This window comes from Okeania sp. SIO3B5 (assembly GCF_010692555.1).
Taxonomy (GTDB): Bacteria; Cyanobacteriota; Cyanobacteriia; order Cyanobacteriales; family Microcoleaceae; genus Okeania.
The window spans coordinates 1-23,900 of the sequence record NZ_JAAHHG010000120.1; the positions used below are offsets into that span (position 1 = coordinate 1).

General features: G+C 36.0%; 18 protein-coding genes and 1 pseudogene. 13 read left to right on the forward strand and 6 right to left on the reverse strand.

The window, feature by feature from the left end; all coding sequences use genetic code 11:
* Positions 1 to 712 precede the first annotated feature (712 nt).
* From F6K54_RS17565 to galT, 4 genes are all read left to right on the forward strand, one after another.
* Positions 713 to 3,451, forward strand: a complete 2,739-nt coding sequence (locus F6K54_RS17565) for an AAA-like domain-containing protein (RefSeq protein ID WP_293079794.1) — start codon at positions 713 to 715, stop codon at positions 3,449 to 3,451.
* A gap of 1,430 nt (positions 3,452 to 4,881) precedes the next feature.
* Positions 4,882 to 5,862, forward strand: coding sequence for a pentapeptide repeat-containing protein (locus tag F6K54_RS17570; protein ID WP_293079797.1), 981 nt, complete (start codon positions 4,882 to 4,884; stop codon positions 5,860 to 5,862).
* Positions 5,859 to 6,011, forward strand: coding sequence for a hypothetical protein (locus F6K54_RS17575; protein WP_293079800.1), 153 nt, complete (start codon positions 5,859 to 5,861; stop codon positions 6,009 to 6,011). The genes F6K54_RS17570 and F6K54_RS17575 overlap by 4 nt, the downstream gene beginning before the upstream one ends.
* A 314-nt stretch (positions 6,012 to 6,325) precedes the next feature.
* On the forward strand, positions 6,326 to 7,324 hold the full coding sequence (gene galT / locus F6K54_RS17580) for a galactose-1-phosphate uridylyltransferase (protein ID WP_293079802.1): 999 nt from the start codon (positions 6,326 to 6,328) through the stop codon (positions 7,322 to 7,324).
* Positions 7,325 to 8,133: 809 nt separating this feature from the next.
* Here galT and purN read toward each other — a convergent pair.
* On the reverse strand, positions 8,134 to 8,784 hold the full coding sequence (gene purN / locus F6K54_RS17585; RefSeq protein ID WP_293079805.1) for a phosphoribosylglycinamide formyltransferase: 651 nt from the start codon (positions 8,782 to 8,784) through the stop codon (positions 8,134 to 8,136).
* A gap of 1,173 nt (positions 8,785 to 9,957) precedes the next feature.
* Here purN and F6K54_RS17590 point away from each other — a divergent pair.
* The 7 genes and pseudogenes from F6K54_RS17590 to F6K54_RS17620 all read left to right on the forward strand — a co-directional run bounded on the left by F6K54_RS17590 (position 9,958) and on the right by F6K54_RS17620 (position 14,693).
* Positions 9,958 to 10,782, forward strand: coding sequence for a cyclopropane-fatty-acyl-phospholipid synthase family protein (locus F6K54_RS17590; RefSeq protein WP_293079808.1), 825 nt, complete (start codon positions 9,958 to 9,960; stop codon positions 10,780 to 10,782).
* An 18-nt stretch (positions 10,783 to 10,800) separates the two neighbouring features.
* Positions 10,801 to 11,643 carry an SDR family oxidoreductase gene (locus tag F6K54_RS17595; RefSeq protein ID WP_293079811.1) on the forward strand — a complete coding sequence of 281 codons (843 nt, stop codon included), beginning with the start codon at positions 10,801 to 10,803 and terminating at the stop codon, positions 11,641 to 11,643.
* Positions 11,644 to 11,645: 2 nt separating this feature from the next.
* A complete protein-coding gene (locus tag F6K54_RS17600) occupies positions 11,646 to 11,981 on the forward strand; it encodes a hypothetical protein (RefSeq protein WP_293079814.1) in 336 nt (111 codons plus the stop codon).
* A gap of 33 nt (positions 11,982 to 12,014) precedes the next feature.
* Positions 12,015 to 13,148: pseudogene (locus tag F6K54_RS17605) on the forward strand (PLP-dependent transferase); the annotation flags it as partial.
* 554 nt (positions 13,149 to 13,702) lie between these two features.
* On the forward strand, positions 13,703 to 14,008 hold the full coding sequence (locus tag F6K54_RS17610) for a hypothetical protein (RefSeq protein WP_293079817.1): 306 nt from the start codon (positions 13,703 to 13,705) through the stop codon (positions 14,006 to 14,008).
* A 114-nt stretch (positions 14,009 to 14,122) separates the two neighbouring features.
* Complete coding sequence (locus F6K54_RS17615) at positions 14,123 to 14,476, forward strand: transposase (RefSeq protein ID WP_293079820.1); 354 nt, start codon at positions 14,123 to 14,125, stop codon at positions 14,474 to 14,476.
* Entirely contained in the window at positions 14,469 to 14,693 is a 225-nt protein-coding gene (locus tag F6K54_RS17620; protein ID WP_293079822.1) for an IS200/IS605 family accessory protein TnpB-related protein, read from the forward strand. Before F6K54_RS17615 ends, F6K54_RS17620 begins: the two co-directional genes overlap by 8 nt.
* A gap of 262 nt (positions 14,694 to 14,955) precedes the next feature.
* Here F6K54_RS17620 and F6K54_RS17625 read toward each other — a convergent pair whose 3' ends face one another.
* Positions 14,956 to 18,807: a S8 family serine peptidase gene (locus F6K54_RS17625; RefSeq protein WP_293079825.1), complete on the reverse strand. Its 3,852-nt coding sequence runs from the start codon at positions 18,805 to 18,807 to the stop codon at positions 14,956 to 14,958.
* A gap of 824 nt (positions 18,808 to 19,631) precedes the next feature.
* Between F6K54_RS17625 and F6K54_RS17630 the strand changes: the two genes are divergently transcribed.
* Positions 19,632 to 20,225 (forward strand): calcium-binding protein, encoded by a 594-nt coding sequence (locus F6K54_RS17630; RefSeq protein WP_293079828.1) that lies wholly within the window; start codon positions 19,632 to 19,634, stop codon positions 20,223 to 20,225.
* A gap of 1,216 nt (positions 20,226 to 21,441) precedes the next feature.
* Positions 21,442 to 21,636 (forward strand): hypothetical protein, encoded by a 195-nt coding sequence (locus F6K54_RS17635; protein WP_293079830.1) that lies wholly within the window; start codon positions 21,442 to 21,444, stop codon positions 21,634 to 21,636.
* Between the two features lie 235 nt (positions 21,637 to 21,871).
* Here F6K54_RS17635 and F6K54_RS17640 read toward each other — a convergent pair whose 3' ends face one another.
* The 4 genes from F6K54_RS17640 to F6K54_RS17650 form a co-directional block, all read right to left on the reverse strand.
* The gene (locus F6K54_RS17640) at positions 21,872 to 22,207 is read right to left on the reverse strand and encodes a XisI protein (RefSeq protein ID WP_293079833.1); all 336 of its coding nucleotides are present in this window, start codon (positions 22,205 to 22,207) and stop codon (positions 21,872 to 21,874) included.
* Positions 22,195 to 22,338, reverse strand: coding sequence for an element excision factor XisH family protein (locus tag F6K54_RS42980; RefSeq protein ID WP_366558158.1), 144 nt, complete (start codon positions 22,336 to 22,338; stop codon positions 22,195 to 22,197). The genes F6K54_RS17640 and F6K54_RS42980 overlap by 13 nt, the downstream gene beginning before the upstream one ends.
* Positions 22,339 to 22,584: 246 nt before the next feature.
* The gene (locus F6K54_RS17645) at positions 22,585 to 22,809 is read right to left on the reverse strand and encodes an element excision factor XisH family protein (RefSeq protein ID WP_366558157.1); all 225 of its coding nucleotides are present in this window, start codon (positions 22,807 to 22,809) and stop codon (positions 22,585 to 22,587) included.
* A 34-nt stretch (positions 22,810 to 22,843) separates the two neighbouring features.
* Positions 22,844 to 23,665 carry a hypothetical protein gene (locus F6K54_RS17650; protein WP_293079836.1) on the reverse strand — a complete coding sequence of 274 codons (822 nt, stop codon included), beginning with the start codon at positions 23,663 to 23,665 and terminating at the stop codon, positions 22,844 to 22,846.
* Positions 23,666 to 23,900: the final 235 nt, after the last annotated feature.

Here is a 23,900-nt window from a genome sequence, read left to right on the forward strand (position 1 = left end):
CGGTATTGAACCAGATATCCTCTCAGAGTTTAACTACACCTATTGGCGCTCAAAATAGGCAAATTTTAGTAAATTTCAGTGTTCCTCTATCCCCATTACTCCCATTCTCCTTAAATCGTTAATATACTATACTTTGAAACAGCCCTGCTCCCAGGAGAGGGAGACAGGAGAAATGGGAATGAACGAGGAGGTAGGAGTAAGAATTTTCCCAAGATTGTTCTGCCCAACTCTTGAGCAAAATCCTGAATTTTTGAACCATTACCACCTAAAACCTCGCACTTTTTACAGATCTAAAATTGCTCAAACCAATATCAGTCAATAAGCGCGATATTTAATCAGCAAACCCTACTTATTATAGTTATTTAATGAGACATGATCGGGACTTACGAAATTGACTTTTAAAGCACCATTTGTAGGGGTAAATAGTATTGACTAACGCCAAGCTCCGCTTTATATGTTGCGGAGCAAAACGCCCTCGCTATATGTAGAGCCTCTGCGTAAGTCCTGATGATATAAGTCATTTATATAGCAATCAGGAATCAGATGTGAGAATTGAGGTTTTCCTTTAAAGCATAGAATATAGCAGTTTTATTATTATATTCGTTTTTTCCCTATTCCCTATTCCCTATTCCCTAAAGCAAAAGTCTCCAATATCTCACAACTAAAATCATATTGCTATATTAATAAAGTTAACTCAAAATCACAAATAAAAATGTCTGAAAATAATTCTTTAATTGGTCAAACTCTCAGACAACATTACAAAATTGTCGAACAATTAGGTTGTGGAGGCGGGTTTGGAGAAACTTATATTGCTGAAGATATAGATATACCAGAAAATCCTAAACCTCAGCGTGTTGTTAAACGACTAAAACCGACAATTAAGCATCAACAAGTCCAAAGATTATTTGAGCAAGAAGGTCAAATTCTCAACCGACTTAGTAGATACGATAAAATTCCTACTTTGTATGCTTATTTTGAGCATGATCAAGAATTTTATCTAGTTCAAGAACTAATAATAGGTCATGATTTAACCACAGAAATGAGTCAGCCTTGGAGTGAAGCTAAAGTGCTAAATTTTTTGTCAGAAATTTTAGAAGTTTTAGCTTTTGTACATCAAAATGGGGTGATTCATCGAGATATTAAACCGGGGAATATTATGCGTCGAGACCGCGACCAAAAATTAATGTTAATTGATTTTGGTGCGGTTAAAGAAGTGAGTAATATTGTTGTTAATTCTCAGGGAAAATCTAGTAGTACAATTGCAGTGGGTACTCCTGGTTATATGCCTGTGGAACAAGCACAAGGAAGACCACAATTTGCTAGTGATATTTATGCTGTGGGTATTACTGCAATTCAAGCTTTAACGGGAGTTACATCGAGGAATTTTATCCAAGATGAATTAGGTGAAATAGACTTGCAAAAATTAGCTCCTAATATCAGTGAAAAGCTGGCTAATTTTTTAACAAAAATGGTTAGGGTTAATTGGAGACAACGTTACTCTGATGCTACTGTAGCTTTACGAGGATTACAGGGGAATATTGAACCTATTTCGGGAATATTAAATTGGATTTTATTAAAGATAACTATTGGTTTGATTTGTCAGCATAAAAATTGTGACTTTAGTATTTTTCAAAATTGTCTAGAATTATTTGTAGACCGCCTTCAGCAAAATAGCCCTTCTGTGAATTATGAGCTTTACAAAACTGTCAGTATTTCGCTATTAAAGGCACAGGAAAAAATTGCTATTGAATATAGAAATCAGCTTGGTGGTTCTTTTCCGACAGTACTTCAATATTCACCATTTCATTCTGAGCAAAAACGAGAAAATTTGGGTTGGGTAAATCGTAAAATATCTAAGTTGAAAAGTGAGTTAAAAAAAATCAATCAAACCAAATATTTGACAAGTGTTCCTGAAGATATTAGTTGTTTATTAATTCCTTTGCCTCCTGTAGATGAAATTAAGAATTTATGCCAAAGTTTTATTCTGGTTTTACTCCAGGGAGATGAACCAGATGGATACTTAGAAAATCTGCAAAGAGATGTGGGAGGGTTATTAAATTTAGTGGCTGTTAATTTCATGCAAGAAATGCGTCAGAATCAAATAGTTAAAGAAATTTTTGAATATGATTTTTTAGAAATAATTAATCAACAATTACCAGGAGAAAAATTGACTCTAGAAGATTTAGAGAAGTCTCTCCAGAAAGTTAGATTAGAATTAACTGAATTAAGGATTCAACAGGAAAAAGCAAAAACAGCAATTATCTCACGACCTATTAATTTTGATGTTACACGACCAGGTAATTCACAAGTTGAAGAAGGAAGAAGGAAAGAAGAAGGAAGAAGGAAGGAGGAAGAGGGAAGAAGGAAAGAAGAAGGAATAAGGAAGAATTGGGTAGGGACTCAAACCACAAGCAATTTTCAAAACAATGAAAAGGGGCTATTACTGGATACTCCATCTGGTCAAGTACCACTTAATTCTATCTTTTATATAGAGCGATCGCCTGTAGAGTCAGAGTGTTATGAAACTATTATGAATCCGGGAGCTTTGATTCGAGTTAAAGCACCTCGACAGATGGGAAAAACTTCTTTAATGAGTAGAATTTTGAATTATTCCGAACAGCAAGGATATTACAAAGCTTGTTTAAACTTTCAGTCAGCAGATGAAGAATTTTTGACTAATCTTGATTTATTTTTAAAGTGGTTTTGTGCCAGCATTACTGATGAATTGAATCTAGAAGAAAAATTATCTGAATATTGGCAAGGAGTATTAGGAAGTAAAAATAAATGTACAAATTATTTCCAAAGATATCTACTTTCAGAAATTTCGACTCCTTTAGTTTTAGGGTTAGATGAAGTAGACCAAGTTTTTCAACATCCAGAAATTGCTACTTCCTTTTTTGCCCTGCTCAGGACTTGGCATGAACGTGGTAAAAATGAAGCAGTTTGGCAAAAATTAAGGTTAGTAATTGTACATTCAAAAGAAGTATATATCCCTCTCAATATTAATCAGTCACCTTTTAATGTTGGTTTGCCCATAGAATTACGAGAACTCAACTGGGAAGAAGTAGAAAATTTAGTCAAATTACATCATTTAGAATGGTCTTCAGAACAGATAAAAGAATTAATGGCAATGGTAGGAGGACATCCTTATTTAGTACGTCAAGCTCTCTATCAAATTGCCAGGGGAAGAATAACTTTAGAAAAACTATTACAAGTCGCTCCCACAGAAGAAGGCCCCTATTGTGACCACCTACGTCGCCACTTAAATAATCTTGAAGAAAATCCAGAGTTATTAACAGCAATTAAACAAATTATTACTATAGATTACCCTATATCTATAGGCACAAAAGAAGGATTCAAATTACGCAGTATGGGATTAGTAAAATTTCAAGGTAATTTAGTCATGCCTCTATGTGAATTGTATCGGAGATATTTTAGTTATCGACTGTAAAGCCATTTCAGTTATCAGTTATCAGTTATCAGTTATCAGTCAAATTATCAAAATCCTAAATTTACATCTATGAATTTGTTGAAAAATATTATATTTTCACCATTTTATCCTGTAGCTAGTCTATAAACAATGTATTTATATCATGTCCAGATAATAAGTGACAAAAAAGTTTTTGTTTGTAGTCAGTCTGGAACCCATGAAATATCTATTCCGGATTATAAATGACAGAAAAGTTTTTGTTTGTAGTCAGTCTGGAACCCATGAAATATTTATTTTAGTCTTGAGCTTATGAAATATCTATTCCGGATTATAAATGACAAAAAAGTTTTTGTTTGTAGTTAGTCTTGAGCTTATGAAATATCTATTCCGGATTATAAATGACAAAAAAGTCTTTGTTTGTAGTCAGCCTTGAGGCAGTGAAATATCTATTCCGGATTATAAATGACAAAAAAGTTTTTGTTTGTAGTTAGTCTTGAGCTTATGAAATATCTATTCCGGATTATAAATGACAAAAAAGTCTTTGTTTGTAGTCAGCCTTGAGGCAGTGAAATATCTATTCCGGATTATAAATGACAAAAAAGTTTTTGTTTGTAGTTAGTCTTGAGCTTATGAAATATCTATTCCGGATTATAAATGACAAAAAAGTCTTTGTTTGTAGTCAGCCTTGAGGCAGTGAAATATCTATTCCGGATTATAAATGACAAAAAAGTTTTTGTTTGTAGTCAGTCTTGAGGCAGTGAAATATCTATTCCGGATTATAAATGACAAAAAAGTTTTTGTTTGTAGTTAGTCTCGAACCCATGAAATATCTATTCCGGATTATAAATGACAAAAAAGTCTTTGTTTGTAGTCAGCCTTGAGGCAGTGAAATATCTATTCCGGATTATAAATGACAAAAAAGTTTTTGTTTGTAGTCAGTCTTGAGGCAGTGAAATATCTATTCCGGATTATAAATGACAAAAAAGTTTTTGTTTGTAGTCAGTCTTGAGGCAGTGAAATATCTATTCCGGATTATAAATAACCAAAAAGTTTTTGTTTGTAGTCAGTCTTGAGGCAGTGAAATATCTATTCCGGATTATAAATAACCAAAAAGTTTTTGTTTGTAGTCAGTCTTGAGGCAGTGAAATATCTATTCCGGATTATAAATGACAAAAAAGTCTTTGTTTGTAGTCAGTCTTGAGGCAGTGAAATATCTATTCCGGATTATAAATGACAAAAAAGTCTTTGTTTGTAGTCAGTCTTGAGCCAATGAAATATCTATCTTAGGGCTAAAGCCCTACTACGAGCTTTAATTATAACTATTCAACCGATCTTGACAATGTACTATCTAAATAAGATATGATTGTTGATATAACTAAAACACCATAATTAAAAGTGCATCAAATATATTTATTTACTCATAATAAAAACCTAGTTATAATCCTACCAATATGTTTTCAATTAACAAATATTTATCCTCGCTAAACAATCAGCGAAAATTCGCAAGATTACTCAGAAGTATACTGAGGTCTCTCTATAGTTTATTAGAAATTGCTACTATTTTACTCACCGTTATTTTGGTGATTTTAGGGATTATTTATATTGAAAATACCATAGAACAAAAAACAGAGTGGGGTAAAGCCTTTCTACAATCCCTTAAAGACTCGGAAATTCTAGGAACTATTGAAAATATTAGTGTTGTTACAGCATTAGTGATTTACCTTAGGTGGGGAAAAAAGAAATCCCATTATCAAGCTTGGCAGGTAATTGACTCTGCCCAAGGATTACAAATTAGCTATGCTAGAATCAAAGCGCTAGAAGAACTTGTAAAAGGAGGCGTTTGTTTAAAAGGTTTATCTTTACCTAAAACCAATTTAGACCAAGTTAATTTAGTAGATGTAGATTTTAAAGAAGCAAATCTTCAAGGAGCAAAACTTTTAGAAGCCAACCTTCAAGGAGGTAAATTTGAATTAACTCAATTACAAGGAGCTTTTTTGTGGGGAGCAAATCTTCAAGATACTTTCTTTCTTTTAACTCAACTTCAAAAAGCAAATCTTAGTTCAGCAAATCTAAAAAATGCCGATCTTGAAGGAGTTAATCTGTTAGAAGCAAATTTACAAAAAGCAAATTTGGAGGGAGCTTATATACTAGGAAATCTTCAAGGCGTTGACTTACAAGAAGCAAATTTAAAAGGAGCAAATCTCCAAGGTTGTTATCTGAAAAATGCTAACTTTCAAGGAGCAAATTTAAAAGGAGTAAACTTACAAGAAGCTAATTTACAAGGAGCAAATTTTCAAGATGCTAATCTACAAGATACCAATCTACAAAAAGTAAAAGGTCTGAATCCATTACAGATTAAATCTGCTAATAACTGGCAACAAGCTAAATATTCTAGAGAATTTTCCTCTCAGCTAAATTTACCAGAAAAATGAAGGAAGAAGGCAGAAGGAAGAAGGAAGAAGGAAGAAGGCAGAAGGCAGAAGGCAGAAGGCAGAAGAAAAAATTGCTTAATTCCCTGCTGCGCAAACAGCATAAGTGCCTCTTGCCCTCTGCCTTTGAGGTAATAATTATTAATTATTAATTATTAATAATTAATTAGGGCTTGCTGATTAAATCTAAAAGTATTTACATATAAAGGTTTTAGCCTTTTTAGGGCTTTTAAAAAGTGCCTGGTTTTCAGCTCTTCACGCTCAAAAAGGAGCGTATTTTAGGCTCATAGTTGGGCAGAAAAATCACTCTTACAATTCTTACTCCTATCTCCTCGCTCATTCCCATTTCTCCTGTCTCCTGTCTCCTGTCTCCTGTCTCCTACAAAGAGCAAAAAGACTTTTTTCAGCAAACCCTAATTATTAATTGTTGAACTATTCCCTAAAATCTACAAAATTGCTAAATAATATGAACCAAAGTCACATTCGACTCAACAAAACCACAAGAGAATGGGTTATTTATGCGCCAAGTCGAGGCAAACGTCCCCAGGACTTTCAACAAGAAAATATAGTACCAGAAAAAGTAGAAAGTCACTCTCCAGACTGCCCTTTTTGTACTGGTAATGAAGAGCGTCTAGGAGGTATTTTATTAGAGAAACAAAACCCAGAAAATACTAACTGGCAAGTACGGGTTATTCCTAATAAATTTCCAGCTTTAACCCCTGAAGGAAATACCGATCGAAAATTAGAAGGAATTTATCTAACAATGCCTGGTTATGGTAGACATGAAGTAATTATTGAAAATGCCGATCATAGCAAAGATATTCCCACAATGTCTATCCAAGAAGTAGAGAATATAATTGATACTTACCATCAACGTTACATCGAACTTATGGAAATAGATGAAAGTATGATGGTCATTATATTTAGAAATCATGGTGAAAGAGCAGGAGCTTCTTTACGCCATCCCCATTCTCAAATTATTGCTACTAGCATTGTTCCCCAACATCGACGCTGGCAAGAAGAAGAAGCTCAAAGATATTATGATGAATTTGGGAGCTGTTTATACTGTGATATATTAGCATTTGAAAAACAAAATAAAACGCGAGTTCTTGAGGAAAATTCATCCTTTTTAGCTTTTATTCCCTTTGCTGCTAAAGCACCTTTTGAAATCTGGATTATGCCAAAAGAACATCAAGGTGATTTTGGTAGTATTTCAGAGCAAGAAAAGTCAGATTTTGCATTAATTCTCAAAAATATTTTAACTAAATTATCGGAAAAATTAAACGACCCAGATTATAATTATGTAATTAACACTGCTGCTCGTTATAAAGCAGAAGAACCTCAAGTACATTGGTATTGTTTAATTGAACCTCGACTTACTACACCAGCAGGTTTTGAAATTGCTTCTGGTATTAGAATTAATCCTTCCCTTCCAGAGCTAGATGCAGAATTTTTAACTACTTAGGGTTTGCTGAAAAAGTCTTTTTGTGAAGGTAGGGAGTAGGGAGTAGGGAGTAGGGAGTAGTTAAGAGTAAGGATTTAGAGGAGTTACAAAGGAAGTAATTGAAAAAATAGTTTCTGAATTTGTCTGTCTTCGTTAATGTAAAATGCTAAGTTTTTCAACCTGAGCCGCCTAAAAACTTGCACTTTTTCCGACCCTAAAAAGACTGAAATCTTTATCTATAAATGCTTTTAGATTTAATCAGCAAGCCCTACTTAATAACAGGGAATATTCAACAATTAATAATGAATAATTAATAATTAACAATTACCGAATAATTAATAATGAATAATTAAATAATTCACGCCTTGAAGCCTCCCCTTTTAAGGGCAAAAAAGAGGTCGAGGGATGGCGTTTGCTACCGCAAAGCTTTCCGTTCCGGAATGCTACCGCAAACGCTAACAGCGGAGCGGCTCTGTCAAGAGCGGGTCTCGGAGCCATATCCAATGGACTAAGAGAAGAAATAATATTTCCTTGTATTCAATTCTGTAACGGTTTTAACCAGAGGTAATTATCAATTATCCATTATCAATTATCAATTAATTAACTCCCCTTAAAAGAGGAGGCTTTAAACCAAAAATTTTCCCTAAGGAAAACATTATTCTGCTTTTCTTTTGAACCTTTTTTTTCCAGAGATAATTATCAATTATCCATTATCAATTATCAATTAATTAACTCCCCTTAAAAGAGGGAGCTTTAAAGCACAATTTTTCGGTAAGGAAAACATCCTTCTTCCTTCTTCCTACTGCCTTCTGCCTCCTGCCTTCTGCCTTCTAAGTTAATGCAGCAAGAGCAATAGCTCCGACAATAATTTGATGTTCTTGTATTTGAATTCTTTCGTGTAAAGTTTCTGGTGTATCGTCAGGCAAAATTGGTACAGCCGCCTGCATTAAAATTGGACCATTATCTACTTCTACATCTACTAAATGTACCGTACAACCAGTTATTTTCACTCCAGCTTCTAATGCTTGTTCGATGGCTTTAATACCTCGAAAACTAGGTAATAAACTGGGATGAATATTGATAACTTGATTGGGAAAAGCATTAATTAAAATTTTAGTAGCAATTCGCATCCAACCCGCCATGATTACCCACTCTACATCATATTCTTGTAGAGTTTTGACAATTTGGCTATCAAATTTTTCTCTATTTTTACATTCTCGATGATTTAATAATATTGCCTGCACGCCCCATTTTTCTGCTCTTGTTCTCACCTTTGCTCCAGGATTATTATAAATCATTACCTGAACTTGAGCGTTTAATTTTTGATTATTTATAGCCTCCATAATAGCCTCAAAATTACTACCACTTCCAGAGGCGAGAATTCCTAATTTTAAAGGAGAAACTTTTGCCGAAAAATTATCATGGATAGCTGGAGAAATTAGAAAAGAATTAGAATTGAGTTTTTGAGATTCTGTTGTCATTTTTTCAATTTAATTAAATAGTGGGAATTGTTTAGATTATATAGCAGAAGGAAGAAGGAAGAAGTAAGAAGGAAGAGGGAATACCAGTTTGATAAATCTTTGCTACAAATATTTAGGTTACTGCTTAGGAGTCAGGAGACAGAATAAATAGGTTTTATACCAATTTGATAAATGTTTGCTACAAATAGCTAGGGTATTTATTAGAATCCAGCAATTCTGCAATCCAGAATTCGTATGGGGATATATTTAATACCATTTTTGATGTTTTAAATTATCTTTTTCGTCAAATAGACTTTATTTGAAAGTTTATTTATTATTTTTATTATTCGTAACATTCTTTTTTCAAAATGGTATAATACCATTTTTTACATAGTAATTTATCTTTTTCGTCCAATAGATATTTCCTATAAATTATTTTAATACTGCTTATTATTTGTAATATTCTTTTTTCACGCTTGGTATTACATCCCTAAAAATGATGCTTGGTTTCCTGATGTGAATCTGGGATTAACTTTGTGGAGTGGTACTTTTGAAAATCTAAGAAAATCTGGCATTGCTGAATTAAGGTATGAAAGTAGGTTTATAGGTATGGAGAGAACAGGGAACAGTTAATATTAACAAGTAGTTCAAACCATCCAAAATACAAAATCAAAAATATAAAATTATCAAATCATACCCAGAATCAGCAACGCCGAAAATCTAAATGGTACTTGGTTACGCTGGTGCAATGTCGATAGAAATGTAATTCAAACAGGAGATGAAATAGCAGCAGAAAAAAATGCTGAAATATCTCAAAAGGATGTGGAAATATTCCAAAAGAATGCTGAAATATCTCAAAACGATGCTAAAATTAAACAGTTGTGATTATTGGCCATCAAAATCAGACTAAAACTCAAATTTTGTGATGAATTTGTAGAGATGTTATCGAAGATTTCAGAAATTAATGATGTGAAATTGTTAGAGAGAATTATTTCTCAAATTCCCCTGATTTCTTAAGCGGATGAATTACGAAAACTATATACTGAATAATATCGTCCGGTTGAACAATGACCATGATATTTAAGGTATTTTGCTAACCCATAGCACAACAGAGTAGCTATGACTCACTCTGATTCTGTTTTTTTAAAATTACCTAAACAGAAGTTTTTATGAAATAAAATATGGAGATATAATATGGAGTATTCAAAGACGATAGCCAAAACACGCGATTACTACAACAGCGATAATATGATGAATTTTCATTCTTTTATTTATGGTGAAAATATTCATATTGGTCTTTATACTAATGAAAATGAATCTATTGCTGAAGCTAACTTTAAAGCACTAGAGATGATTACTTCATTACTAAACCTAAGTCCTTCAACTGTAGTATTAGATTTGGGTTCTGGATATGGAGGAACAGCTCGCTATCTCACTCAAAAAATTGGCTGTCGAGTCGATTGTCTAAACTTAAGCGAAACACAAAATGAGTTGAATCGTGAGTTGAACCGAAAACTAGGACTTGAGTCTTTGATTCAGGTAATTGATGGGAGCTTTGAAGCAATTCCCACTCCCAGTAATATCTACGATGTCGTCTGGTCTCAGGATGCTTTACTATACAGTAGCGATCGCGTCAAAGTTTTTCAGGAGGTATCGAGAGTTCTCAAAAAGAAGGGAGAATTTATCTTGACAGATGTAATGCAGAGTGATGACTGCCCAGTAGAAGTAGGCAAGCAGATTCTAGAAACCGTTGATATTACTTCATTAGCTTCTATTAAATCTTATCAGAAGATAGCTAAAGATACTGGCTTTGAGGAAATACAAATTACTGAAATGCCAGAGCAACTCACGAATCAATATCAAAAAACTCTCTTGGTAATGGAGCAAAATTATGATGAATTAGCCAAGTCTTGCGATCGAGAATTTTTGGAATATCAAAGAGTCAGATTGAACAACTGGGTTAAGACAGGAAAACAAGGTTATCTTAATTGGGGAATTTTACATTTTCGTCAGCTTTAGTTTTCCAGATAGTTCTAGATGAAAAGCATTTGGGATACAATAAACTGCTTAAATAATGAAAAGTTGAGTTTTATGGAATTGGGAATAAGAAATCGCACGGCATTAGTTTGTGCTGCTAGTAGTGGTATCGGTAGAGCAATTGCTCGCTCGTTAGTTAGTGAAGGAGTACGTATTGCTATTTGTTCTAGGGACAAGAAAAATCTGAGAACAACCCAAGAAGCATTAGAAGCTGAAAGTGGTTCAGAGATTGTTAGCGTAGTAGCTGATCTAAGTGTAAAGTCAGACATAGACAGACTTGTAGAAACAGTACAAGCTCAATTAGGTTCAATCGAAATTTTAGTCAATAATGTTGGAGGACCTGCTCCTGGTGGGCTGATGGAACTTAGTGAAGAGCAATGGTATGAAGGATTACAACTTAGTCTGATGAGCGTCGTGCGACTGACAAAAGCAGTTTTACCAAGGATGAAGGAGCAAAAATGGGGGCGAATTGTGGCGATCGCTTCAAACACTGCTAAAGAACCTAGAGAAGAGCTGTTGTTATCATCAACTATTCGAGCTAGCGTTGCTGCTTTTAATAAAGCAATCTCAGCTAAAGTATTATCTGATAATATATTAATTCATACTGTTTCTCCGGGCCCGATCGCCACAGAGCGAGTTTTGCAGCTAACCAAAGATGTTGCTGTTACTAAAAATATTACCTTTGAGGAAGCTCAACAATATCTCGTTGATGAACTGCCGATGGGACGAATGGGAAAGCCGGAAGAAGTAGCTGATTTGGTTACTTACTTAGTTTCTCAGCGATCGAGTTTTATGGCTGGCAACTTTATTTCTATCGATGGAGGTCAACTTAAAGGATGGTAAGCATGATGAAAGACATACAGGTCATTTTCCAGCAAAATACTCAAGAGAAAAATATCTTAGAAGACGCAAAGCTGTTTCAATATAGAATTGAAGATATCAAATCTCGAATGAAGTTTTGGGAGTCAAAGCAAAATGACTACATTAACTTCTGTAGAGATCGGAATATTTTTCCTGACTCAACTGGTTTAGAAGTTTCTAATTCAGTCAAAAATATAATGTTAAATATACTGCAAGAGTTTGATTTAGATAGACCCAGATCTAGTAGTATTGAAGATTACAGCAGTTATATCACAAGGCCAAATTTTAGAATCAGAAACTTACTATTGCTTTTAGGGTAGTTTTTTAGCCATCTAGAATGGTCATCTTCTTCCTATAATCAAGCTATAGTTCCCAACTTTTTTGATTTGAGAAAGCAAAGTGGAAAAATAGTTAATTATGACAGATGGGAAAGCTTCATGATTGCGGACATGGAGGATGAACTTACCAAACTCTATGAATTAAGCGGTGACTTTAGCTTACTTTTGACCTCATCTGGTATGGCAGCTTATGCAACAATCAATAATTTTATTATTCGTCATTTAAGTAGTGATGATAATATAGTAACTCCCGTTCCAGTCTATCATGAAGCAGAAGCATTATTATCCGCAATTCCTGGAATCAAAATATTGAGGTTGAACACGACTGATATAGATAAGATTATTTCAAGTATCGATCGCAAAACTAAAGCTATTTACTTAACCCCCATAACCAATGACGAAGCTCTTCGGTTTGTAGATATTGATCGTCTTATTCAAAAAATTAACTTAATCAATCAAGAAATTTTTATAGTTGTAGATGGAACTATGTCTGGTGGTTTGATTAGACCAGAAAAATTGATAGATAGTAACAGTTGTTCATCAATACTGTACTTTGAAAGTGGGAATAAGTATCAACAGTTTGAAGATACTGCAATGAAAGGAATTGTTATAGTACCAAGGTCATTGAGGGAGGAATTTGTATCTATTAGAAGGGAACTGGGCACAATTTTATACGATCGCGTTGCGGTTTCTCTCCCTTATTCCATATCTTTTGAAGAATTCAAGTTAAAAATGAGGAGATTTGCTTATAATGCCTTGTTTATCAGCAACTTTATTAATACTCATCCAGATTTACAAGCTTTTTGTAGAATTAATTATCCTCTCGATCCATCTCACCCAGATTATAATGTTGCCCAGAAATATTTAATAGAGCAATTGGGAGGAGTGGTCACTCTTTCCTTCTATGAAAGTTCTTTTTATCAAAAAGATATGCTAGATAAGTTTATTGATAATTTGATAGATAAATGTCAGGCAAAAAGTATTCCCTTTTGTAAGGGAGATAGCTACGGATTTTCCATTCCTAGAATTCACATTGGTGCTTCGAGAAGTGATAAGCCTTTTTTAAGGTTATGTGTAGGTAATCGCTCAATAGAAGAGGTAAAAGTGTTTGCTTCTTGCTTAGTTGAAGCTTTTCAGAATATACAATAAACGGCGTTGGTGAATTAGTGCATGATATTAATCTTAATTATTTAGGAGTCAGGAGTCAGGAGTCAGGAGTCAGGAGGAAAGAAAGAGGGAAAAAGAGTAGTAGAAGGAGAAAGTTTTTTGTTCGCGATCTTATTCGGACAAAATATCATACCTCAAATCACCAACACCCAATAAACTATTTAATATCATGTCTGGTAGCATCGGTATTGTAAGCGTGAAGGAAGAAGAAAGAGGGAAGAAGAATTAATATCATAATAGCAAACTGCAAAAGGGTTGTAGGATTGAAAAATGTCCTAACCAATTCTTGTAGTGCTATAGCAATCAGGAATCAGATGTGAGAATTGAGGTGTTCCTTTAAAGCATAGAATATAGCAGTTATCTTATTCTTATGTATTCGTTTCTTCCCTCCATACCTATTCCCTGAAAAAACAGTGAACTAAAAAGATGCTAGGGTTAGTAACTGTTAAACTTAAACCGTAGAAAATAGTTGTAAAATTTACACACATTGTTGTATTATTAAATAGGTAATAACTCTTATGAAATAATTTAGGTGAATGCAACTGGTTGACAGACATATTATTAACCGAACACATATCTATTGGCGGGTGTGTGATGAGTTAGCCTTTAAATCAAAAAACTTGTACAACCTGGCTAACTATTATTGTCGTCAGCATTTTTTCAAGTTCTCAAAAAGTCTAGATTTAACCAAGCTATATCACGCCACCAAAGATAGCGATGCCTATAGAACATTACCAACTAAGGTATCAAAACAAATCATAAAATGCTTGGTTGCAACTTGGCGTGGTTATTTTCAAGCTATAAAAGAATGGTCGCGCACATCCAGGGAAGTTTTTAGGTAAACCCAAAATACCAAAGTATAAGAATAAAACTCAAGGTAGGAATGTAGTTATATATTCATGCATAATCAGTCTATAAAGCCCCTCTCAAAGACGGTATTTGTCACTTATCTATGAGTGAAATCATGCATACCTGTAGTTGTGGATACTGTAATCGAAGTGAGGATAGTACCTGCTACTAGCTGCTATATAATTGAAGTAGTCTATGAAAAAACTCTTCAGCCACAAATACACTCAAGATATGTAGCCGGGATTGACTTAGGGATTGACCGATTAGTAGCTCTATCTACAAATAAGCCTGGTGTCAAACCACTGCTGATTAACGGGAAGCCACTAAAAAGCGTCAATCAATTATATAACAAGCGTAAAGCTAAGTACCAAAGTCACCTCAAAGGCAACAGAAAAACCAGTCGTAAAATTGAAGCGTTAACCGATTCCCCGAAATCGTTTTGTCGAGAATTATTTGCATAACACCAGTTTCTTAGTGGTTGAGTATTTAACCACAAATAATATTGGTACTGTAGTCATTGGAAAAAATGATAACTGGAAACAAGGTGCAAATATCGGCAAAAAAAACAACCAAAATTTTACTCAAATACCTCACGGTAAGTTAATTCAACAGATAACTTATAAGTGTCAACAGGCTGGGGTAAAAGTCATTGAAACAGCAAGATTGTTACACCAGTAAGACATCTGCTATTGACGCGAGAAAAACCAATATGCTATTGAATTCTATGTAGGCAAGCGAGTCAAACGTGGTTTATTTTTGAGTGCAACTGGTCAAGTGATTAATGCGGATATCAATGGCAGTCTTCAAATAATAAGAAAGAAATTCCCAGAGGCATTTACTGCCGAGGGAATAGTGAGCTGTGCCGAGAGCGCCTATATTGGTTAATCCAATATCAAGATAAAAGCTGTTTCATTTTTCTACAGTTTTTTTCGTACGGTTACTATCTAATAATAAAATCATCAACTTCAAGCAATGCTCCATTACTCAAAGTCGCAAACTGAGCGCCATCACCAAAACCACTTGCACTACCATTAGGGTTGTAGAATAAAGCACCATTATTACTGTTGTAAACAATCACAGCATCAGAAGTGGCAGCAGCATTATTACTGGTAACAGTGGCAAACTCTGTTTCAATACTGTTAATGGCAGTAAATGTATCTCGATCTAGGATAATTTGATCTTGACCAACAACAAAATCAGTAATTTCATCCACACCAATATCATCAGCATCAAATTCCTGATTTGTAGCAAAGATAAAACGGTCAATACTAGCACCACCAGATAGAGTGTCATCTCCACTTCCACCATTGAGGCGATCGCGATCTTGACCGCCATTCATCTCATCGTCCCCATCTCCACCGAAGAGACGATCAATACCAAGACGACCTTCTAAAACATCATCGCCATCTTGGCCATAAAGGAAGTCATCGCCACGACTGCCAATAATTTCGTCATCGCCATCATTACCTGCCAGGGTATCTGCGCCATTCAAGCCCACAATAGTATCGTTACCAGTACCACCATTGAGCGCTTCCCCTTGGGGAGTACCTTCAATTGACTGGTCATCATCAGCAGGTGGAAGTGTAACTTCTTCCAAAGCTGTGACGATCGTATTGTTTGATTTGTCAGTTTCAGGTGTATCGTCGAAGGAATTAATGAGTATCCCAATCTGATAATCTGTGTTCTCATCAAAAGTAAACTCATCTTCAGTAGGCAGCTCAATAGTTTGGGTTAACTCGCCAGTACTACTATTACCAGGCAAACCTTCTATCCAGGTAAAATCAAGCAGGAAGTCTTCCTCTTCGTCAATATTAGCATCTTCGGACAAGAAAAAGTCTACATAAAACCCAGTAGCATCATCACTACCAGTGTTGTCTACAGAAAAATTAACATCAATCAACTCACCAGGAATAACCTCTTCTGTAGTTATTTCCAGAAGTTGACTAGATAGATCGATATCATTCTCAAAGGTGGATAAAAGCACTTCTAAGTTAATATTACCAACATCACCATTGAACCCATCTACTGCGATGTTGTAAGTTTCCCCTGCAACTACATCAAAGGTAATCTCGCTTTGGAAACCAAAATCTACACTATCATCATTGCTCGCTACTTCAGTTAATTCAGAAAGGGTAGAACCAGTGTAAGCTGCTAGTACAGTATCAAAGTCGCTACCATCAGTATTGATAGTCACAGTACCAGATTCTGGAGCAGTATAGCTCCACCACAGAGATGCAGCAGCATCATTTCCTGCATGAGCTGGTTCTCCTGTTTCGCTAGTAGCACCCTCATTCCTGCCCATGAAAACATCAGTATCATTCAAAGAAATTCTGTTGGCAAAGTCATCGTTGGTAAGCATATTTGTCTGTAACGACAAAGCTAACTCAACATCTCCTGCTGCTCCATCGAACCCATCCACTGCAATTTTATAGTTAGTTCCAGCTTCTACTTCAAACATGATTTCGCTTTGCACGCCAGTTCCAGCATCGTCATTGCTTGCCACTTCAGTTAACCCCTGGAGAGATGAACCTGTGTAAGCTGCTAAAACTGTGTCGAAAGTACTATCAAAAGTATCGATAGTTACTAATCCCGAATCAGGTGCTGTCCAATTCCACCAGATGGAACTACCTCCACTGTTTTCTGCATGGTTAGGTTCATCTGCTTCTTTGGAAGCATTGACGTTACTGGTAGTTACGCTATCAGAAGTACCAGTGAGAGTCGCACTGTCAGCAAAATTATCGTTTGGTATCGATGTAGTTTGCTGGACTAAATCTAAAACAATATTGCCCTGTGCGCCCAAATATCCATCGACGGCAATTTTATAGTTTGTGCCTCCAACAGCGTCAAACATTACCAGACTTTCTACTCCATCACCACTATCATCATCACTGGCAACTTCAGTTAGGTTTGAGACAGAATCACCTGTATAAATTCCCAATACAGTGTCGAAATCACTACCATTAGTTGTTATAGTAACTAGGCCAGATGCGGGTGCTGTCCAATTCCACCAAACGGAACTGCCTTCATTCCCCTCAAGCTGATTGTTTGCATGAAGAGGTTCTCCATTCTCGCTGGTTGCTTCAAAGTTGGAGGCTTCAACGTTAGCAGAGGAACCAGTTAAAGGATTACTGTTTGAGAAGTTATCGTTTTCTACCTGTGTTGTTGTTTGGGAAAGGTTGAGGACAATATTACCTGTCTCGTCAGAAACTCCATCTACTACAAAATGGTATGTTGTCTCTTCTACAGCATCAAAAACAATTTCACTCTGAGGAGGGTTAGAAGTGCTGTTGTCGTTGCTAGCAATTTCAGTCAGGTTTGAGACAGCATTACCTGTATATGCAGCTAATACAGTATCAAAGTTACTGCCGACAGTATTTACAGTTACCTGTCCGGAAGTTGGAGCAGTCCAACTCCACCATACAGAATTATTCTCTCCTGTCTGAGAAACACTAGCTGGTTCTCCTTGCTCAGAAGTTGCATTGTTGTTTGTACCATTGACAGTGCTTGATATACCGGAAATAGGGTTGCTATTTTGGAAATTATCATTTTCGACTCGATCTGGTTCCAGTTCTAATGCTGCAGCGAGGTCAAGTCTGGGTTTGGTAATTCCATTCCGGTGGTCTGTAATTGGTTTGCCACTATTGAGCAACCGTTGCAGAATTTGGTCAGGAGTGTCATTGGGGAAGGCTTGTCCTAAGACAGCAACTGCACCTGCAACATGAGGTGCTGCCATGGAAGTACCATCAAAATTCTCTAATCCTCCAGCAGTGATATACGCTCCTGGTGCTAATATGTCGAGAAATTGGGCACTGTTGGAAAAAGTTGCTACTCGATCTGGTACCGCATTATCCTCATTGTTATAGGAACCTGTAAAGTCATACACTGCACCTACAGATACTGCACTTTCAAAAGCTGCGGGGTTTCCAATTGCGTCTGTAAAGTATTCATTGCCCGAAGCAACAATACTCAGAATTCCTGCTTCTTTTGCATTAAAAATTGCTTGTCCTAGAGGATTGCTATTGTCAGGAACTGGGTTGTTTAACTTGTCGCTACCAAGACTCATATTGATGGCCTTGATATTGAACTGATCTTTGTTATCAATTGACCAGTTAATCGCACTTATAATATCTGCATCGCTGGCACCACCTTTATCAAAAACGTCTAGTGCCAAAATATCAGCACCTGGTGCAACTCCAGCAGCAATAGCACTAACGTTAGTTCCATGATCGTTATCATCTTCAGCATTATCATCAGGGGCAAAGTCCTGGGAAAATGCTACTCGTCCTTCTAATCCTGGAGCATTTGTTCTTGCACCTGTATCCAAAACAGCAATAGCTGTACCTGCTCCTGTAAATCCCCCTGCTACTGCTTCTGGTTGATTGATTAAGGGTAGACTTTCTTGTAGCAACGGTTGATATGTTTGGGGAACGGATGCTTGTAAAACATCAGGATTTTCTAACAGTTCGGTTAAAGGTACTTCTGAATCAAACCGGATGAAGGAAATTGGTAGGTTTTCATAATCATCTATGATTTCAAACCCTGCTGATAAACCAGAGAGTACCTCTGATTTTAGTTCACTCAGCAGTTCAGCTTTGTATTCTAAATGTACATCGCTACCTGCCTCAAATTCTCCCTGTTGTATTAAAGTTTGTACCAGTGCATCTATTTCAGCACTATCGAATGAAATAAGAAGTTCTTGGGATTTTTCATTTGCTAACGCTCCTACTACATCCTCTAATATGGCAGTATTAGTGGAGTTTTTCTCTGAAGTTTTGTCTGCAGTTTGATTCATTTTAGTACTCTAAGGCAAAAAACACTAACCATCTAATCATATTTTTTTATATTTGTCAATCTTTTTGATAATAAAAGTATTTAACTGAACATGATATTAGCTATGATTTTCGTGCTTAGGGAATAGGTAGGGTTTGCTAAAAAAATTCGTTGGTGGGGGTAGGACACGGGGACGCACCAGGCGCGGAGATGTGGGGAACAGACAACGGTTTCGGCATCAGTCAGGCAGAGGTACTGATAAGTGATAACTGAAATCACATTAATAATTAAGATTTGCTGAAAAAATTGTCATCAATTGTCAGAGAATATTGTAAATATCAGTCAGGCAGAGGTACTGATAAGTGATAACTGAAATCACATTAATAATTAAGATTTGCTGAAAAAATTGTCATCAATTGTTAGAGAATATTAGACATCTCCAGAAAAGAGGGAACAGGGAACAGGGAAGAACAATTGATAATTTCTGGATAATAATTGATTGTATTTTTGATTTTTGGAGATGTCTATTGTAAATATCAGTCAGGCAGAGGTACTGATAACTGATAACTGAAATCACATTAACAATTAAGATTTGCCGAATACAATTGTAAAGATCAGTAAAGATAAGTAATGATTAGGTGAATTATTTATCAATATGTTTATAAGTGAGATCTTAATGCTCAAATGATCGTAAGATATTAAATGTAGACAACAGGACTTACGCATAACTACCATATCTAGCGAACAACCCTTTGTTTCGCATACTTCGTAAAACTCCTACAGATGGTGTATGATTTGATATTTTGCGTAAGTCCTGAACAAATGAAAATTATTGAGGTCACAGCAATGGCGCATATTATAGGTGATTTATTGCCAAATCAGCTAGTAGGTACTATCGGCAACGATCAAATTGATGGATTAGCTGGTGATGATACCCTAAATGGATTAACTGGTGATGATACCCTAAATGGTGGATTTGGTCATGATATCCTCAATGGTGGATTTGGTCATGATATCCTCAATGGTGGATTTGGTCATGATATCCTCAATGGTGAATCAGGTGATGATGACCTCAATGGTGGATTAGGTAGTGATACCCTCAATGGTGGATCTGGTCATGATATCCTCAATGGTGGATTAGGTGATGATATCCTAAATGGTGGATCTGGTCATGATACCCTCGATGGTGGATTAGGTGATGATATCCTAAATGGTGGATCTGGTGATGATATCTTTGCCTTAGCAGAGGGACAAGGAACTGATACTATTCTTGACTTTCAAGATGGTCAAGACTTGATTGGCTTGACTGGTGGTCTAACATATACCGATCTGGCCTTTACCACAAACAGTATCATTGTCATCTCGACTGGAGAGGCACTCGCTTCTCTCAATGGCATCAATGCCACCACTCTGACATCGGCTGACTTTATCTCAATCTAATTGGCTTTAACCCTATTCCAAACCTAAAAAATGACGGGAGTAAGTTAGCCAGCCAGTTTTAACGGCTGCTTGAATAACGGCACGCGGGTTTTAACCCGTATTAAAAATCTGCTATACTTAGAAATAGTAAGTCAGAACAAGGTTTGTCGCTATGACATGACCGCGCTTTGCGGTGAGATTCCGGTGGACAGGAGACGGGGACGATGCTGACTACGACGGCTGTTAGCTCCGCATGACCTAGGAAAAGCAAGCAGGCAGCTAGAGCAGTGATTTATTGCTCGCTCCTTGAGTAAAACCACTCGTGAAAGCTATTCAAAAAAAAAGTAAACTCACAGCTAGATTTCGTTCTATGCCGAGGAGTATAGGAGTCTGTTGATAGGCTTGAAGCAAATGTGGATTTATGAGGGGCTGCGTGCGGAAGTAAATTCCGCACGTTTATTCGCCCCATCCCATTTGCGGTGGCTTAACCACAGAATCCAGGGTGTTTCAACCCCTGGAGATGTCAATCCCTCTCTTCCTTAAGAGTTTCAACTTGAGTAAGTAGGGATCAAGGTTAATTTTTTTGGCGTTGGTAATTGGTAAGATGATTTTCTACTAGAGGTCATACCCATCACTGACTCTGGTAAAATATTTAAAGGTATCAGAAACAGATTACTCTTAAAGTTTCATCTCTTGATTTACCAACGCCATTTTTCTTAGTAGGGATTCAAAGATTGTGTCATCCCGATCGATGATTTGATTTCGAGGTTAACTAAAGCTAAATCTAAAACCAAGCAGCGTATGAAAAAAGCAGCTAATCGACTGAGGTCAAAAATTAGAAACCTGATAGATGAGTTGCACACGCATTACAGCTTTATTTTTGGTGCCTCTTTCAGAGGAGCTTTCCTATGGTCATGCTGCGCAAACGCTTTCAAAACTTTGACGTAATTCTGCTTCCAAATGCATGAAGTTTCTCAGATGACAATTCATACTAGCAGAAAGCTCAGAAGTAATATCATGTCCGGTTGAACAGTTATAAATAAACACTCAGAATTCAGAATTCAGAATTCAGAATTCAGGAGGGAAGAAAGAAGAAAAGAAGGAGAAAGTTTTTTATCACTAATTATCCGGACATGATATAAATCAGTTAGACAAATGTTGAACTGGGCACACTATAGGTTTAAACTTTTCTTAAAGCATAAAGCTGTTGAATACAACAAATTCGTTGTAGATGTAAGTGAAGCCTACAAAGCGCAAAACCGTTAGCTGGACTGGTGAAATCCTCAACAATTTAGGTGGCAAAAAAGTTGTGACTGGTAATGATGGTTTTCGCCTCGATCGCGACTTAAAGGTCCCGCGTGGAATCTTGATCATGCATCGTGGTAGAGAAATTTTCTACCACATTGGGATATACCCCCTCAGTAAGTGTTAATCTTGCTGTGCATTGTTAACAATTGTTAGCAAAATAGTATCGGGTGGAAGCTAACTATTAGGGTTTGCTGAAAAAAGCAGAGCGTGGGAAGTGTGGGGAATGAGGGAAGAGAGAGTAAATTGTAAAATTATTATAGGCATCTTACCCGCTATATTATAACAAAAAGAAAGGCTTTAAACCGACTTCATTAATTATTAATTATTAATTATTAATTATCCATTGGTAAGTTCTGTTTTTATTGAACTGCAAATTCGGTATAAGGGCGAATATGTTCGGGGTGGAAAGCAAGTACAATTTGGTTTTTAGGAATACCTGCTGCTAATAAGTCGGTAGCGATACCTTCTTCTATTCCGTCTCTTTGTATCCAGATTTTATTATCTATAATTTGTAGATGAACTAGACAGCCATGTACTCTTTCTCTGTTTTCCCATCCCTCTAAAAGAATGAGATAATTATCAGAATCTTGGTCTATGATTAGGAGTCGATTAACTTTTCCTGTTGCATAGCGTAAGTTGGCATAATAAGTGAGAGATTCAATAATAATTTTTCTGATGTTGTCTAGGTTATCCATTTTAAGATTACCTCCTGAAGTTGGTCGAAAACTAATAATTTCAGTCGTTTATTTTCTAATAATACTTGACCAATAGGGTCTTCAAAAACATCAACATAAGCCTCTTGATGAATGGCTAAATATAGAGTTATTTATTTCAATCCCGATGCTTTCCTAGGTCATGCTGCGCAAACAATCAGAGGTACTGATAACTGATAACTGATAACTGATAACTGAAAGGACCTAGTGCTTTTTCTAAATCATATCAAATCCGCTTAATTGGACATAAAAAAATTATCCAATTGTCATAACTACGCTCATCTTGTCTTATCTTTCTTCTCCTGAATTCTGAATTGCAGAATTGCTGAATTCTAAAGACTTAACCATTCTATGGCTGTTTAACCGGATTTGATATCATCTATGGCAGATTTACCAACAAAGCTTTTAATTTCAATAGCTATTTTTTGATTGTCTTTTTCGGCAGCAATTAGTTTTTCTGCTCCTAAGTCAATATATAGATCTTTTTTTCCCCAACGAATAACTAGGGGATCATTAGTAATTATCCATTTATCTTTTTCTAGAGCAGTTATTACAGTATTATGATAGATGTCTTTGGCTGGCATTTTTAATAATTATCAATTGGGGAATTTTAATTTTTTACGGTTCTATCCAACCTTGAAAAGCTGCGACTAAAACATTAGCAACTGGATTATCGAGAGCTTCTTTAAATGCTTCGGTTCCTGCTGATTTTAAGACTCCTATTACCCGCTGTTTTAATGTGGGGTTATTTTCAATAACTTCAATAGCTTGAGCAGCAACTGTCATTTGACTTGCTGTGGTTTCTGTAGGATTTGATTGTTCTAATTGTTTGAGAAGTTGTTGAATTTCTGCTGCTGTTTCAGCTAAGGCTTTTGGTTGAGCTTCGTTAATTGTGCGAGCAATGTTTGAGTCTTTAATTTCTCCTGTTTTGCCAACTACACCAGAAATTTCTCCTGTGTTGCCAACTACACCAGAAATTTCTCGAATTTCTCCATCTTTTCCAATCCCGTAATTGTCTCTCATATTAATTTGATCTCCAGTACTTTCTGACATATTGGTAACTCCTTTATTATTATAATTTTCTATATTGACACCACCAGGGCGATTAACTGCTGTATCTACCCAAGCTTCTAATCGTTTTGTATATTTTTCCTTCTCTACCAAAAGCAATCTAAGTTGTTCTGGTGGAAGTGCCTTTAGTCTATCATAAGTATTAAAATATTCAGAATGTAAAACTGAATGGTCAGCCTGAGATATTGTTTCAGCTTTTATCAATAATCCCTCATCATTTTTACCTCGTATTTCCATCGAACGCATCCTTAATTCTGCTTCTGGATGCTCTTCTTGTAGCTTCCGAAATGAATATGCAACTATTCGGGGGTCTACTGCTTGATTGTGATAGATGTCTAGTGTCTCTACCATTGGGGCAATAAAATCCACAAATTCACCTTCCTCAAAATTCTTTTCCCAATCAGCAGGTTGACGGCGAGGATTATCATTAAGACTCTCTTGAGGAGTAATATCATGTCCGGTTGAACAGTTATAAATAAACTATGAAGGAGTCAGGAGTCAGGAGTCAGGAGTCAGGAGGGAAGAAAGAAGAAGGAGAAAGTTTTTTTATCACTAATTATCCGGACATGATATAACTTTGAGAAATTCAGGTCGTTTTTCTGGG

What these genes read in the sequence shown, in the direction of transcription:
- F6K54_RS17565 (WP_293079794.1), top strand. Translation starts at nt 713, where the DNA reads ATGTCTGAAAATAATTCTTTAATTGGTCAAACTCTCAGACAACATTAC.
- F6K54_RS17570 (WP_293079797.1), top strand. Translation starts at nt 4,882, where the DNA reads ATGTTTTCAATTAACAAATATTTATCCTCGCTAAACAATCAGCGAAAA.
- F6K54_RS17575 (WP_293079800.1), top strand. Translation starts at nt 5,859, where the DNA reads ATGAAGGAAGAAGGCAGAAGGAAGAAGGAAGAAGGAAGAAGGCAGAAG.
- galT (WP_293079802.1), top strand. Translation starts at nt 6,326, where the DNA reads ATGAACCAAAGTCACATTCGACTCAACAAAACCACAAGAGAATGGGTT.
- purN (WP_293079805.1), bottom strand. Translation starts at nt 8,784, where the DNA reads ATGACAACAGAATCTCAAAAACTCAATTCTAATTCTTTTCTAATTTCT.
- F6K54_RS17590 (WP_293079808.1), top strand. Translation starts at nt 9,958, where the DNA reads ATGGAGTATTCAAAGACGATAGCCAAAACACGCGATTACTACAACAGC.
- F6K54_RS17595 (WP_293079811.1), top strand. Translation starts at nt 10,801, where the DNA reads ATGAAAAGCATTTGGGATACAATAAACTGCTTAAATAATGAAAAGTTG.
- F6K54_RS17600 (WP_293079814.1), top strand. Translation starts at nt 11,646, where the DNA reads ATGATGAAAGACATACAGGTCATTTTCCAGCAAAATACTCAAGAGAAA.
- F6K54_RS17610 (WP_293079817.1), top strand. Translation starts at nt 13,703, where the DNA reads ATGCAACTGGTTGACAGACATATTATTAACCGAACACATATCTATTGG.
- F6K54_RS17625 (WP_293079825.1), bottom strand. Translation starts at nt 18,807, where the DNA reads ATGAATCAAACTGCAGACAAAACTTCAGAGAAAAACTCCACTAATACT.
- F6K54_RS17630 (WP_293079828.1), top strand. Translation starts at nt 19,632, where the DNA reads ATGGCGCATATTATAGGTGATTTATTGCCAAATCAGCTAGTAGGTACT.
- F6K54_RS17640 (WP_293079833.1), bottom strand. Translation starts at nt 22,207, where the DNA reads ATGGATAACCTAGACAACATCAGAAAAATTATTATTGAATCTCTCACT.
- F6K54_RS17645 (WP_366558157.1), bottom strand. Translation starts at nt 22,809, where the DNA reads ATGCCAGCCAAAGACATCTATCATAATACTGTAATAACTGCTCTAGAA.